Source organism: Pleomorphomonas sp. T1.2MG-36 (assembly GCF_950100655.1).
In the GTDB taxonomy this organism is placed as follows: domain Bacteria; phylum Pseudomonadota; class Alphaproteobacteria; order Rhizobiales; family Pleomorphomonadaceae; genus Pleomorphomonas.
The window spans coordinates 1,025,808-1,039,758 of the sequence record NZ_CATNLY010000001.1; the positions used below are offsets into that span (position 1 = coordinate 1,025,808).

The 13,951-nt window shown below is 66.6% G+C and carries 13 protein-coding genes and 1 pseudogene; 3 read left to right on the top strand and 11 right to left on the bottom strand.

Going from position 1 to position 13,951, the window contains the following annotated elements:
* Window positions 1-2: 2 nt before the first annotated feature.
* Window positions 3-1,202, bottom strand: coding sequence for an MFS transporter (locus QQZ18_RS04790; protein WP_284538854.1), 1,200 nt, complete (start codon window positions 1,200-1,202; stop codon window positions 3-5).
* 151 nt (window positions 1,203-1,353) lie between these two features.
* Between QQZ18_RS04790 and QQZ18_RS04795 the strand changes: the two genes are divergently transcribed.
* Window positions 1,354-2,682 carry a protein phosphatase CheZ gene (locus QQZ18_RS04795; RefSeq protein WP_284538412.1) on the top strand — a complete coding sequence of 443 codons (1,329 nt, stop codon included), beginning with the start codon at window positions 1,354-1,356 and terminating at the stop codon, window positions 2,680-2,682.
* A gap of 29 nt (window positions 2,683-2,711) precedes the next feature.
* Window positions 2,712-2,897: a putative motility protein gene (locus QQZ18_RS04800; RefSeq protein WP_284538414.1), complete on the top strand. Its 186-nt coding sequence runs from the start codon at window positions 2,712-2,714 to the stop codon at window positions 2,895-2,897.
* 54 nt (window positions 2,898-2,951) lie between these two features.
* On the opposite strand, the pseudogene QQZ18_RS04805 reads toward QQZ18_RS04800, so the two are convergent.
* The 5 genes and pseudogenes from QQZ18_RS04805 to QQZ18_RS04825 form a co-directional block, all read right to left on the bottom strand.
* Window positions 2,952-3,962, bottom strand: a pseudogene (locus tag QQZ18_RS04805) (glycosyltransferase family 4 protein); the annotation flags it as partial.
* The gene (locus QQZ18_RS04810) at window positions 3,959-4,786 is read right to left on the bottom strand and encodes a UDP-2,3-diacylglucosamine diphosphatase (protein WP_446728597.1); all 828 of its coding nucleotides are present in this window, start codon (window positions 4,784-4,786) and stop codon (window positions 3,959-3,961) included. The pseudogene QQZ18_RS04805 and the gene QQZ18_RS04810, both read right to left, overlap by 4 nt.
* A 180-nt stretch (window positions 4,787-4,966) precedes the next feature.
* Window positions 4,967-5,659 carry a 6-phosphogluconolactonase gene (gene pgl / locus QQZ18_RS04815; RefSeq protein WP_284538418.1) on the bottom strand — a complete coding sequence of 231 codons (693 nt, stop codon included), beginning with the start codon at window positions 5,657-5,659 and terminating at the stop codon, window positions 4,967-4,969.
* Between the two features lie 243 nt (window positions 5,660-5,902).
* Window positions 5,903-7,546, bottom strand: coding sequence for a glucose-6-phosphate isomerase (gene pgi, locus QQZ18_RS04820; protein ID WP_284538420.1), 1,644 nt, complete (start codon window positions 7,544-7,546; stop codon window positions 5,903-5,905).
* Between the two features lie 153 nt (window positions 7,547-7,699).
* A complete protein-coding gene (locus QQZ18_RS04825) occupies window positions 7,700-8,287 on the bottom strand; it encodes a cysteine hydrolase family protein (protein WP_284538422.1) in 588 nt (195 codons plus the stop codon).
* Between the two features lie 85 nt (window positions 8,288-8,372).
* On the opposite strand from QQZ18_RS04825, the gene QQZ18_RS04830 reads away from it, so the two are divergent.
* Window positions 8,373-9,230, top strand: a complete 858-nt coding sequence (locus QQZ18_RS04830) for a LysR family transcriptional regulator (protein ID WP_284538424.1) — start codon at window positions 8,373-8,375, stop codon at window positions 9,228-9,230.
* Between the two features lies 1 nt (window position 9,231).
* On the opposite strand, the gene thiD is transcribed toward QQZ18_RS04830, so the two are convergent.
* From thiD to QQZ18_RS04855, 5 genes are all read right to left on the bottom strand, one after another.
* A complete protein-coding gene (gene thiD, locus QQZ18_RS04835; RefSeq protein ID WP_284538427.1) occupies window positions 9,232-10,029 on the bottom strand; it encodes a bifunctional hydroxymethylpyrimidine kinase/phosphomethylpyrimidine kinase in 798 nt (265 codons plus the stop codon).
* Window positions 10,026-10,634, bottom strand: coding sequence for a thiamine phosphate synthase (locus QQZ18_RS04840; RefSeq protein WP_284538429.1), 609 nt, complete (start codon window positions 10,632-10,634; stop codon window positions 10,026-10,028). The genes thiD and QQZ18_RS04840 overlap by 4 nt, the downstream gene beginning before the upstream one ends.
* A 30-nt stretch (window positions 10,635-10,664) precedes the next feature.
* Window positions 10,665-11,690 (bottom strand): FAD-dependent oxidoreductase, encoded by a 1,026-nt coding sequence (locus QQZ18_RS04845; RefSeq protein ID WP_284538431.1) that lies wholly within the window; start codon window positions 11,688-11,690, stop codon window positions 10,665-10,667.
* A 283-nt stretch (window positions 11,691-11,973) separates the two neighbouring features.
* The gene (locus tag QQZ18_RS04850; RefSeq protein WP_284538434.1) at window positions 11,974-12,900 is read right to left on the bottom strand and encodes a DMT family transporter; all 927 of its coding nucleotides are present in this window, start codon (window positions 12,898-12,900) and stop codon (window positions 11,974-11,976) included.
* Window positions 12,901-13,000: 100 nt separating this feature from the next.
* On the bottom strand, window positions 13,001-13,879 hold the full coding sequence (locus tag QQZ18_RS04855) for a dienelactone hydrolase family protein (protein WP_284538435.1): 879 nt from the start codon (window positions 13,877-13,879) through the stop codon (window positions 13,001-13,003).
* Window positions 13,880-13,951 lie beyond the last annotated feature (72 nt).

The following is a 13,951-nucleotide window of genomic DNA, read 5'->3' on the forward strand; positions in this document are numbered from 1 at the left end:
CCTCAGCGGGCGGCGGGCTCCCCTGCCGCGACGCTGACGGTCGTCGTCGCGTCGTGGGCCGGCAGGCGACGGGCGCCGCCGCCGGCCGCGGTCAGGATGATCAGGCCGAGGATCGGGAAAATCGACATCACCACATAGGTGTCCGAGCCGAGCGTCGGCACCAGCCGCCCGGCCAGTGCCGTGCCGAGCGCCATGGCAAGACCGTTGAAGATGACGAAGGTGCCCTGCGCCGAGGCGGCGCGCTCGGTCGGCACCACCTCGCGCAGGAAGCGCATCAGCCCGATATGGGCGAGTGCGAAGGAGCCGGCGTGCATCACCTGCAGCGCCAGCGTCGGCAACAGCGGCAGGTCCAGCGAGAACAGCAGCCAGCGGAGGCAGCCGATCACCGCGCCGCCGGCCATCAGTTTCAGCGGCGAGACGACGCGGAACAACCGGCCGGCCACCGCGAACAGAATGATCTCGGCAATGACGCCGATCGCCCAGAATATGCCGATGGTGAGGTCGGAAAAGCCGTTGGCGCGCCAGAGGATGGTGCCGAAGCTGTAGAGCGCCGCATGCCCCGCCTGGTTGACGGCGTGCCCGAGCAGCACGGCGAGGAAGGCCGGCTTGCGCAGCACGGTCAGCGCCGCCGCCGAGGCTTGGGTGGTGGCCGGCGGAGGCGGAGGAATGGCAACCGTCGACAGCATGGCCACGGTGAAGCCGAACAGCACCAGGACGTAGACCGCCATCGACCCGGAATGGTCCATGGCATAGCCGCCCACGACGTTGCCCAGGATGAAGGACACCGAGCCCCAGAGCCGCATCTTGCCATACTCGCCGAGGCCGTGGCGATCCATGATCATGGCGAAGGCATCGGCCAGCGGCCCGACGCAGTAGGACAACACCAGAAGGACGGCACCGACCGCCATCACCGCGACATCGCCCTTGGCAAGGCCGAACAACAGGGCGAAGCCGAGCGTCAGGCCAATGACGCCGGCCATCACGTGGCGCCGGTCGCCGGCGCGGTCCGACAGGCCGCTCACCACCGGCATGGTGAACATGCGCATCACCTGCGGCGTCGCCAGCACGAAGGCGATCTGTTCGCCGCTCAGCCCCTTGACCTGCAGCAGGACCGGAAAGAATGGCGTCATCACTCCATTGACGAAAAAAGCGATGGCGTAGAAGGCGCTCATCAAATAGGCGGGGGCAAATCGCCCGATCATTCTTGTCAACGGAGCAACTCGGCATAAACTCGTTGTGAAGGATTCGCGGCGATGATGGCGGCTCGCCGAATTGAATCGCTTGCCTGTCCTCGGCCGGCACTTTACCTGTAGCTTGGTCCGTTTAGTCTACAAAGGGGTCTGCGGCGAAAATATGGAAAATTCGCAAGCCCTCTCGCCGTTGCGCGAATCCGATTACGAGGCCATCGAAGCCGCCGTCATGGAGACCGAGAAGGGACGCTGGTTCCTCTTCGAATACTCCCGGCGTCATCGATCGGCCGATACCGATATGGTGATGGGTGCCATCGGTCGCCTTGAGAGCCTGCTGAAGCGCGAGCGTCGCCCCGACGCCGATCGCATTCGCCTCGACATCGGCGAGATGAAGGATGCCATCGAGCGCACCAAGCTTGAGATCGCCCAGATCAAGAGCGACGGCCGCTCGCCCCTGAGCCGCTTCGACCGCGCCTCCAACGAGCTCGACGCCATCGTCGAGCAGACCGAAGGCGCCACCTCCGAGATTCTCGGTTCGGCCGAGAAGATTCAGGAACTCGCCTGGACGATGCGCGAAGCCGGCGTCGACAACGCGCTCTGCGACGAGGTCGAGAACCTGACCACCAACATCTACATGGCCTGCTCGTTCCAGGACCTGACTGGCCAGCGGACGCAGAAGGTCGTGCAGGTCCTGCGCTATCTCGAAAACCGCATCAACGCGATGATCGAGATCTGGGGCATGGACGAAGAGGAAGTGCACAGCTCGTCGTCCGAGCGGCGCGTCGCCGTCAACGCGCATGATCACCGCCCCGACGCCCACCTGCTGAACGGCCCTGCCCTGGCTGGCGAAGGCATCGAGCAAAACCTGGTCGACAACCTGATGGTCGAGGATGCCGCGGCCGATCAGGCCGCCCTCGACACGGTGGCCAATCATGCCATCGACGAGATGGACTTCGACCGCATCGAAGCCATGGCCGGACTGCAGCATGCTCCGGCGCCCTCGATGGTCGGTGCAGACGGTCAGATCGACTTCGACGCCATCCCGACCGACGGCGATCCGGAGACGGCGGCTGCGCTTGCCGACAGCATCGACTTCGACGCCATCGACACCGACGAAGACTCGCCCGAAGATGCGGCCGCCCTCGCCGACAGCATCGACTTCGACACCATCGAAGCCGACGAGGACCTGCCGGAAGATGCCGCCGCCCTGGCCGACAGCATCGACTTCGACAGCATCGAGACCGAAGAGGCTCTGCCCGAAGACGCCGCCGCCCTCGCCGACGGCATGGATTTCGACCCGATCGAAACCGAGGTCGAGGAGCCGGAAGCAGGAAACGAACCGACGGACGAGGCGCTGGCCATCGCGTCGGAGGCAGTGGACACGGCCATAGAGGCGCTGAAGGAAGTCTCCGACACCGTGCGTCAGGGCAAGGATGTCGACGATCCGTTCGCCCGCATGACCAAGGCCGAACGGCAGGCGCTGTTCTCCTGAGAGCATTCTAGCAGGCGCGAGTATCGAAAATGGATGTTTCGGCAGCCGTCGCGACCATGGTGCAGACCAACACCACGAACAATATCGGCATGGCCGCCATGAAGATGGCGCTCAAATCCGACCAGGCGGCCGCCGAGCTTCTGAGCAAAGCGACCCAAACGGCGTCCGCTCCGCCACCGGCCGGCATGGGAGCCCATGTCGACATGACCGTCTGACAGCGCGAAGCCGCCTCAGGCGATCGCCGGCTCAAGGGGCGCATCCAGCGTCTCGCCGTTGGCAAGCCGGATGTTGTCGAGGAATTGCAGCGCCGCCCGCCGCCAGCTGAAAGACAGCGCCAACTGGCGTGCCGCCGTTCGATCGATGGCGAGGGCGCCGAGACAGGCCGCCCGCAGATCCTCGTCGAGAATGCCGGCGTCGCTGTCGCCGAGAATGTCGAGCGGCCCCATCACCGGATAGGCGGCGACCGGCAGGCCCGAGGCCAGCGCCTCCAGCAGCACGTTGCCGAAGGTATCCGTCCGCGAGGGAAACACGAAGACGTCGGCCGAGGCATAGGCGCTGGCGAGATCCTCGCCGATCTTGACGCCGGCGAAGTGGACGTTCGGGTAGCGCCTCGCGAGGCTCGCCCGCTGCGGCCCATCGCCCACCACCACCTTGGAGCCCGGCAGATCGAGCGCCAGGAACGCCTCAAGATTCTTCTCGACGGCGATACGCCCGACGTTGATGAAGATCGGCCGTGGCAGATGGTCGAACACCCCCGCCTCATCCGGTCGCGGCCGGAACAGCTCGGCGTCGATGCCGCGCCCCCAACGCATCAGGTTGCGGAAGCCGCGCGCCGACAGTTCGGCCGCCAGCGTGTCGGTGGCCACCATGCAGCCGGCACCGCCGTTATGGAACCGGCGAACGAGGGCATAAAGCCAGGACTCGGGCACCGGCAGCCGTGCCGACACATACTCCGGAAACCGCGTGTGATAGCTCGTCGTGTAGGGCATGCCGTGGCGGCGGCACCATTTGCGCGCCTTGAGGCCAAGCGGCCCTTCGGTGGCGATGTGGACGTAGGCCGGCTGGCCACGCTCGATCTCGCGGGCCACCCGCCTATAGGTCGAGATGGCGACGCGGATTTCCGGATAGCTCGGTAGCGGCAGCGTCCGGAACAGATCCGGCGTCACCATGGTGACTTCGGCCCCCATGGCGATCAGCTCGGCGTTGGTGCGCTCGATCGAGCGGACGACGCCGTTGACCTGAGGATGCCAGGCATCGGTGACGACGGTGATGCGCGTCATTCGGCGGCCTCGGCGCGCGGCAGCATCAAGGGCTGCTGCCGTTCGTGCTCGAGGCGCGTCCAACGGATGATCTCCAGACTGCCGTCGTGGTTCTCGGCGATCGCCGTGCAGCTTTCCACCCAGTCGCCGGTATTGACGTAGGCGATGCCGTTCATGTCGCGCATGCTGGCGTGGTGGATGTGGCCGCAGATGACCCCGTCGGCCCCGACGCGCCGCGCCTCATAGGCCAGGGCATCCTCGAAGGCGCCGATGAAATTGACGGCGTTCTTCACACGGAGCTTGGCCCAGGCCGACAGCGACCAGTAGGGCAGCCCGAGGAACCGCCTGGCCCTGTTGAGCCACGTATTGATCCACAGCGCCGTCTCATAGGCCCAGTCGCCGAGGTAGGCCAGCCAGCGGGCATGCCGCACCACCACGTCGAACTGGTCGCCGTGGATCACCAGGAACCGGCGACCGTCGGCCGCCTCGTGCAGACAGCGATCCATCACCTCGACGCCGCCGAAGTGAGTGCCGAGATAGTCGCGCAGGAACTCGTCGTGATTGCCGGGAATGTAGACGACCCGCGCGCCCTTGCGAGCCTTGCGCAACAGCTTCTGGACCACGTCGTTATGGCTCTGCGTCCAGAACCAGGACCGGCGCATCCGCCAGCCGTCGACGATGTCGCCCACGAGATAGATCGTCTCCGCCTCGTGAACGCGCATGAAGTCCAACAGAAGATCGGCCTGGCAGTCTCGCGTGCCGAGATGAATGTCGGACAGGAACAGCGATCTCAGGCTTCGAGTAGTATTGGCGTCCGTCATGGCAAACAAAGATGCGCGTCGCATCTTCTCCGGTGCGGGAATCGACGGCAATTCGCCAATCCCGATACCTCCTTTTGTCCCGACAGCTTCTCAGTTTTATGACAAGGCCGCCAATTGTGTCACATCGAACCACTCGGCACCCCACAAATGCAAAACGGCCCGGTCGAAACCGGGCCGCCCAATCCTGAAATCGTTCGCTCCTGATCAAGGGCACCAGAGAACCTTGACCAGCTTCTCCGACTTGAGAAGGCTGCGCACCGGCATCTCCAGCACGTCGTCGCCGGCCACGGCCTTTTCGAAGGCGGCGCGCTTTTCGGCGCCTTCGATGTGCAGCAGGATCTCGTCGGCGCCCAGCAGCAGCGGCAGCGTCAGCGTGATGCGCGGCTCGCCCGCCGCCTTGGCGTTGATCGCCATCACCTGCGCCTTGCAATCGGGCGAGTTGGCCACGGCCAGATTGTCACCGCCCGGATAGAAGGAGGCGGTGTGGCCGTCCTCGCCCATGCCGAGCACGACGGCGGCGAAGGGAAGCGGCAGATCGGCGATGACCTTGCCGACCTCGGCCACCGCTTCCTCGGGCGTCGGCACCGGCCGGTAGAGCGGCACGAACTCGATGTTGCTGAGCGGCCCCTTCAGGAGGTGGCGGCGGGCAAGGCCGGCGTTCGAGCGCTCGTGGCTCTCCGGCACCCAGCGTTCGTCGACCAGAGTCACGACGACGTCGTTCCAGGGCATGCGATAGCGCGACATCGCCTCGAGGAAGCGCACCGGCGTCTTGCCCCCCGACAACGCCAGCGCCGCCTTGCCATGCAGGCGGATGGTATGGGCGAGCGCACCGGCGACCTCGACAGTCAAGGCATCGGCAAGCGCAGCGCCATTTTCGAACTCCTGAAACTCGTACATCCATTCCTCCAGATCGGCGACCCCGTGACGCCGCCGGCTGTCATCGGCTGCACGGCGGTTCGGCCTGAGCATCGGACAGCGCCGTGCGGGCCAGCTTTCCCCTTGTCCAAATATACACAATCGGCCGGCGTTGGCACCGGCCGACTTTGCGCAATACCTGAAAACCCGCGCCGGGATGCCCCAAGGCAACAACGGCATGAGGAAAAGCCGGCGGCGCACCCGCCACCGGCTTCATCGGAAGACTCAATCCTTCCGCAGCGCCTTGATGGCCGCAACCAGTCCCTTGGTCGAGGCATCCTGGCTCGCCGCCGGTTCCGCCTCGTTCTTGAGGATCGGCAGAAGGCGGTTGGCGAGCTCCTTGCCGAGCTCGACGCCCCACTGGTCGTAGGAGTTGACGCCCCAGATGGTGCCCTGCACGAACACCTTGTGCTCGTAGATGGCGATCAGGCGGCCAAGCGTCCTCGGGTCGAGGGTGCGGTAGAGGATGGTGTTGGTCGGGCGATTGCCGGGGAACGCCTTGTGCGGGGCGAGAGCGGCGACGTCGGCCTCCGACTTGCCGGCCTTCCGGAGCTCGGCGGCGGCTTCGTCCGCCGTCTTGCCGAGCATCAGCGCCTCGGTCTGAGCCAGCACGTTGGACAGGAGCTTGGGATGGTGGTCGCCCACCTGCTCGTGCGGCACGGCGGCGGCCAGGAAGTCGGCCGGGATGACGTCGGTGCCCTGGTGGATCAACTGGTAGAAGGCGTGCTGGCCGTTGGTGCCGGGCTCGCCCCAGACGATCGGCCCGGATGCGCGCGGCACCGGCGTGCCGTCGGTGCGCACGCCCTTGCCGTTGCTCTCCATGTCGAGCTGCTGCAGGTAGGCGGCAAAGCGCGAAAGACGCTGGTCGTAGGGCAGCACGGCGTGGGTCGAGAAGCCCCAGACGTTGCGGTACCAGACGCCGAGAAGGCCGAGGATCACCGGGATGTTCTTCTCGAGCGGCGCGGTGCGGAAGTGGTTGTCCACCTCGTGGGCGCCGGAGAGGAAGGCGACGAAATTGTCGAAACCGACGGAGATCGCCACCGGCAGACCGATGGCCGACCACACCGAGTAACGGCCGCCGACCCAGTCCCAGAAGCCGAAGGCGCGCTTCACGTCCATGCCGAAGGCGGCCACCTTGTCGAGCGCCGTGGACACCGCGCAGAAGTGCGCGCCCACCGCCGCTTCGCCGAGGTTCGTCTTGATCCACTCGCGAGCCGTGCCGGCGTTGGTCATGGTCTCGGAAGTGGTGAAGGTCTTGGACGCCACGACGAACAGCGTCGTCTTGGGATCGAGTTCGGCCAAGGTATCGGCGATATGGGCGCCGTCGACGTTGGACACATAGTGCAGGCGCGGGCCATTGCCGCGATAAGGCGTCAGCGCCAGCGTCGCCATGGCCGGGCCGAGATCGGAGCCGCCGATGCCGATGTTGACGACGTCGGTGAACTTGGCGCCGGTCGAAGACGCGATCTTGCCGGAGCGGATGCCCTCGGCGAAGTCGCGGATGCGGCCGAGCACCTCGTTGACGTCGGGCATGACGTCCTTGCCGTCGACGATGACCGGCGTGTTGGACCGGTTGCGCAGCGCCGTATGCAGCACGGCGCGCTTCTCGGTGGTGTTGATGATGGCGCCGGAGAACATGGCATCGCGGCGCTCGGCCACACCGGCGGCCTTGGCCAGCTCGATCAGCAGACCGAAGGCATCCGCATCGAGACGGTTCTTCGAGAAATCGAGCAACAGGTCATCGAGATGCACGCTGAAGCGGTCGAAACGGCCGGCGTCCTCGGCGAACAGCTTTCGCATCGGGCGATCGGCCAGCTCGGCCTTCTTGGCTTCCAGACGCTTGAAGATAGGATCCAGCTCCGCGACCATGTTCACGCACTCCCAATGCCGGGCCGTTGCCCGTTTTGTTCCGCCAATTGGCTCGGGATATTACGGAGAGGCGCGGAGCAAGGCTAGTACCTTCGTCTAGGTTTGATTGCGAATTCGGTAGCATTGCCGTGACAAGTCGCTTGAACCGACAAGCTATTCTCCAAGGAGTTCGGCCACGATGACGACGACGGCGTGCCGATCGGCGAGCCCGGCCAGTTCCGCCCGCTGAAGATCGGCGGCCGTCACGACGCCGCCCGAATATGGCAGGTCGCGCGTGGCGGTGGCATCGGCCGCCACGGTCGGCAGGATGCCGAGGTCGAGGGCGGCGCGGACGGTCGAGGAAACGCAGTTGTGCGTCATGAAACCGGCAACGATTATCTCGCCGCCATGCTCCCCAAGCTCTGCCAGCAGCGGCGTATCGGCAAAGCCGTTCGGCAGCGTCTTGACCACCACGGCTTCACCCTCACGGGGCGCCAGCCGGTCGATCACCGCGCCGCCGGGGCCGTCGAGATCGAACAGCCCGCCGGCCGCCCCGCGCTGAACCACGTGGATGACTTTCGAACCGCGCGCCCGGGCGGCGTCGAGCAACCGGCCGGCGGCCTCCACCGCCGCCTCCACGCCGGCCAGCGCCAGGGGGCCGGTGAGATAGTCGTTCTGGCAATCGACCAGCACCAGAGGCGCCACGCCGAGGCGGGCGGGGATGACGGTGCGACCGAAGAGGTCATTGAGTGTGCATGGCATGTTGCGTCCTTTCCATCTTGACCACGCAGCGACAATAGGCTCTGCATCAACGCAGGAAATCGGCAATAATCAGGGATCAATCTGCATGGACGCAGGCTTGAGTTGGGAAGAGTTGGAGCTGGTGAACGAGCTTGTCGCCGGCGGAACGCTGAGCGCTGCGGCCCGGCAGCTCGGCGTCGACCAGACCACCACCGCCCGCCGCCTCGCCCGGATCGAGGCGCGGCTCGGGGCGGCGCTGTTCGACCGTGTCGACCGCCGCCTCAGACCAACACCGTTGCTCAGGGACATCCTGCCGCAACTGTCCACCATGGCGGCGGTCGCCGAGGAGGCAGGCAACCGGCTGCGCCGCTCGCGCGAAGAGGCGGCGGGCAGCGTGCGCGTTTCAAGCCTCGGGCTCGTTCACGGCCTGATCCTGGCCCCGTCGCTCGGCGATCTCGCCGCCGCTCATCCCGGCATAGAGGTCGACCTGAACATCGAGGACCGAAGCGTCAGCTTCGAGGAGCGGGAGGCCGATCTCGCCGTGCGGCTCGGCCGAGGGCCGGTGGACAACGCCACCATCCGGCGTCTGGGCCGCCTCGCCTTCGCGCTTTACCGACCGAAGGCGGGCGCGCGGTCCGGCTGCATTGTCGCCTATGGCCAGGATTACGCGGACATGCCGGAGATGACCGCCCTGAAGGCGCTGCGTCCGGACGCCCGCGTCATGGCGCGCTCGAACAGCCTCGACGTATTGGCCGAGGCGGCGGCCTCGACCGGCGCGGACGTCATGCTGCCGGTGCTGATGGGCGATGCCGACCCGCGTTTTGCCGAAGTCGCCGGCACCCGCGGCGCCGCCTTTCGCGACGTCTATCGCCTCGCTCATCCGGAACGCGGCAAGGCGCCGGCGGTCCGCGCCGTCGCCCGCTGGATCGACGCGACGGTGAGCCGCCGGCTCGACAAAAGCTAGCTCACCACCAGGCGTGGAAGTGATGGACCGGGCCGTGGCCGTGCCCGATCTCCAGCCGGTCGGCGGCGACGATGGCCGCCGTGACATAGGCCTTGCCCTCGGCGACGGCAGCGGACATGTCGAGCCCCTTGGCAAGGCCGGCGGCGATGGCCGAGGACAGCGTGCAGCCGGTGCCATGGGTGTTGCGCGTGGCGTGGCGCGGCGCCGTCAGCCAGCGCTCGCCGTCACCGTCGAGATAGAGGTCAGTGCTCTCGGCACCGGTGCCGTGACCGCCCTTGATCAGCACTGCCTTGGGGCCGAGCGAGAGCAGTTCGCGCCCCGCCTCCAGCATGTCGTCGGTCGTCTCGCCCACCGTCCGCGCCAAGAGCTTGCCGGCTTCCGGCAGATTGGGCGTGACGAGGCTGGCCAGCGGGAACAGCTCCTTGCGCAGCGTCGCCACCGCCTCGCCCTTGAGCAGGCTGTCGCCGGACGTCGCCACCATCACCGGGTCGAGCACGACGCGGCTCTGGCCGTAATCGCGAAGGCCGGCTGCGACGGTGCGGATCAGCTCGGGACTGGCCAGCATGCCGATCTTCACCGCGCCGACGGCCAGGTCGGAGAACACGGCGTCGATCTCGGCGCGAACGAAGTCGGCCGGCGCCTCATGGATTCCCGTGACGCCGCGCGTGTTCTGCGCCGTCAGTGCCGTGATCACCGACGCGCCATAGACGCCGAGCGCCGAGAAGGTCTTGAGGTCGGCCTGGATACCGGCGCCTCCGCTTGAATCCGACCCTGCGATGGTGACCGCGATCGCCGTCATGCCCGCGCCTCCCAAGCCTTGGCCACATCGAGCCATTCAGTCATCCGAGCCTCGGGGCTCGTCGCCGATAGAACGTCGGAGATCACCGCCACGCTGTCGGCGCCGGCCTGCCAGCAGATGGGCGCCCGGTCGAGCGAGATGCCGCCGATCGCCACCAGCGGCCGGTTGGCAAGGCGCTTCCACTCGGTGAGCAGCTCGGGGCCGCTTGCCGGGGCCGCATCGTCCTTTGAGACGGTCGACCAGATCGGCCCGAGGGCCACGTGATCGGGATCGACCGCCAGTGCCCTGTCGAGCTCCGCCCGGTTGGCGGTGGACACGCCGAAGCGGATGCCGGCGGCCCGGATGGCCCGGAGATCGGCCGTGTCGAGATCCTCCTGGCCGAGGTGCAGCCACTCCGCGCCGAATTCGATGGCCTCCCGCCAGTGGTCGTTCACCACGCACATGGCGCCGGTCGCCTTGCAAAGGGCGATCGCCTCGGCGATCTCCCTCCGCCGCGTCTCGATATCGGACGTCTTGGTGCGGATCTGCACCAGCTTCAGACCCAGCGGCAGCAGGCGGGGCAGCCAAGCGGCACGATCGATGATGAGGTAGAAGCGGTCGAGCATGGGCAATCCATCAGGGACGAGAAACGGAAATCAGTGGCGGGTCGGCCGACTGGCGTGGATGACCTTGGTCGCCTGCGTGTAGATCACGCGCAGCAGGTCCTCGGCAATGGCCGGCGCCACCATCCAGCCATACCGGAACAGACCATTGACGGCGATCACCCGGTCGCCCACCAGCACCTTCGGCACGCCGTTCATCAGCACCGGCATCAGCCCGGAGCGCAGCTCCAGCACCTCGGCGTCGGCAAAGGCCGGCAGCAGCGACACCGCATGCATCATCAGTTCGCCGGCCGAGCGCACCGACACGCCGCTGCGGTCGTCATCGACCGTCGTGGCGCCGATCACGTAGATCCCCTGGCCACGCGGCGTCACATAGAGGGAGTAGCGATTGTGCAGAAGCCGGATCGGCCGGTTGAGCTCGATCTTGTGGCTGCGCACGATGGCCATTTCCGCCGTGACGGCCCTGAGTTCGGGAAACCGGTCGCGCGCGCCGAGGCCGCGCGTGTCAACGACGCGCTCCGCATGCAGCCCGTCGATCGTTCCGACCCAGTCGAAACGGATCCGGACGCCGCCGGCCTCAAGCACGTCCTTGAGGCCATTGAACAGAGTACGGGGATCGGCATGCGCGGCTTGCGGGAAAAACAGCCCTCGGTTGTAGATGCCGGCAAGCGACGGTTCGAGGCTGGCGATCCGCTCCTCGTCAACCCAGTCGTAGTTGAGGACGAAGGTGGAATAGTCGTCGAGCGCCGACGGCAGGCGGCGGTTGCCGAGCACCAGGGCGCCGTTGGAGATCAGCCCCGGGGCCAGCGTCGGCCACAGCTCGATCGAACGGCGGCCCAGATCGACGATGGTGGCGTCGGCGGCATCCGCCTCGCAGTCGGGGGCGAGAACGCCGGTACCGTTCCAGGCCGGCGAGGCCGCGAAGTCGCTCTGCCGTTCGTAGATCGCAACCTTGAGACCGGCACGGGCGCACATCAGCGCCGTGACAAGGCCCATGGGACCGGCGCCGACGACCGCAACGTCGATCACCTCGCGCTTGCCGCTCGCAATTTCGCTCATCGAATATCTCTCGCGCAGGACGTTATGCCCGGGAATCCTGCATAACCTCTTTGGCCCGCACCCGGAACGCTGTCAACGCCATCCAGCCGCCCTCACCCGAGAACCGAAGCTCCCGAGCGACGCAAAAGCCGGGCGACTGAGGCCGAAACTCGAAGTCGCCAGAAGGCGGCTTCCGGCGCCAAGCGGCGCCGCGCGGAGCGGGGCTTTCGTGGCGAAGCCTCGAAAGACGGAAAGCGGAGCGGAAGCCAAGGGCCGGAGGCCCGCCGGCGACTGAGGCAGAGAATTAGTTAGGCGTGTCGGCGCTTCTCGCCTTGGCCTTGGCTTCGAGGATGCCAAGGCGTCGTTCCCGCCAGACGACGAACACGCCCGATGCGATCACCACCAGCGAGCCGGCGAGCACGGCCGCCGTCGGCACGTCGCTGAACACGATGTAGGAGATGATAACGATCCAGATCATGTTGATGTAGTCGAACGGCGCGATCACCGAGGCCTCGGCGAGGCGGTAGGACTGGGTCATCAACACCTGCCCGACGCCGCCGAACAGACCGGCGATGATCAGCATGCCGGCGTCGCCAAGGCTCGGCAGCACCCAGCCGAAAGGTGCCGTCACGAAGGAAAACACCGAACCGCAGGCCAGGAAGTAGAACACGATGGCGCCGGTGGTTTCGGTCGCCGTCAACTCGCGCACCGTCACGGCGGCGACCGCGCCGAGCATGGCCGAGGCCAGCGCACAAGCGGCGCCGACGGCACGGTCGCCATGCAGACCCGAACTCAAGCCGCCCATCTGCTCCGACAGCACGATCAGCACGCCGACAAAGCCGATGCCGACGGCGGCCCAGCGGAACGCCCGGACACGCTCGTGCAGCAGAAGAGCGGCGAAGCAGACGCCGAACAGCGGCCCGGAATAGCTGATGGCCGTGGCGTCCGGCAGCGGCAGATAGGAGACCGCCGTGAACCAGCAGAACATCGAGGCCGTTCCGACCAGCGACCGGCGCACATGGCCGAGCGGGCGTACCGTGGCAAGCGAAGCGGGGAAGACGCCGAGCACCGACAGATAGACGATGACCGGGACGATGCCGAAGAAAGAGCGGAAAAACAGGATTTCCCCAGGAGGCACGCGGCCGGACACCAGCTTGATCAACGTCAGCATGATGGCGAAGGCGATGGTCGAGGCGAGCTTGAAAAGAACGCCCGCGGCAGTCGGCGACATGGGAAAGAGAGCTCCTTGCTCAGCCGCTTATATAGCGATTTGCTGCGGGACCAAGTCCCGATTTGTCATATTTTTGGACGTCAGCTTGTCTGCGCCAACCTCAGGCGAGATGGGATCTCAGGAAATCGACGGTCCGCTGCCAGGCGAGATCGGCCGCCGCCTTGTCGTAGCGCGCCGCCGACGTGTCGTTGTTGAAGGCGTGATTGACGCCCGGGTACATGTGGAGCTCGTAGGTCTTTCCCGCCGCTTTCAACGCCGCCTCGAACACCGGGATGCCGGCATTGATGCGATCGTCGAGGCCGGCATAGTGCAGGAGCAGCGGCGCCTTGATGGCGGCCACCGTCTCGGCCACCGGCTGCGCGCCGTAATAGGACACCGCCGCGCCGAGTTCGGGATCGGCCACCGCCGTCTGCAGCGACAGTCCGCCACCCCAGCAGAAGCCGGCGCTGCCGGCCTTGCCGTTGCTGCCCACATGGCCGCGCAGGAAGGTGGCGGCCGCCACCGCGTTGCCCACGGCCTTCACTCTGTCGAGCGCGCCGATCATCTCGCGCGCCTTGTCCTCGTCGGCGGGCGTGCCGCCGACCGGCGACAGGAAGTCCGGCGCGAGGACCATGAAGCCTTCCAGGGCAAGGCGGCGGGCGACGTCCTCGATATGACCGTTGAGCCCACGGTTCTCGTGGATGACCATCACCGCCAGCAGCGGTCCGGCCGGCAACGCGGGCCGGACGAGGTAGCCCTTCATCGTGCCGCCGTCGCCGGGGAATTCGACCGTCGAGGCATCGAGCCGATTGTCGGTCGCTTCGACGATGGCCGCCTGGGCCTGCCGGGCCTCGATCAGCGGCACGATGGCCGCCGCCGCAGCGCCCGACCCGGCGAGCTTTGCCAGCTTCTCCATGAAGCCGCGGCGATCCAACGTCAGGTGGGTGTATTCGTCGTAGAGACGGATCATGTCCTGGGTGATGACGATGCGTTCGCTCATGTCGATGGCTCCTTGCGGTCCGTTCGACGCCATTCGCCCGACATGACTTACGAAGCGAATATCATAGCAAAA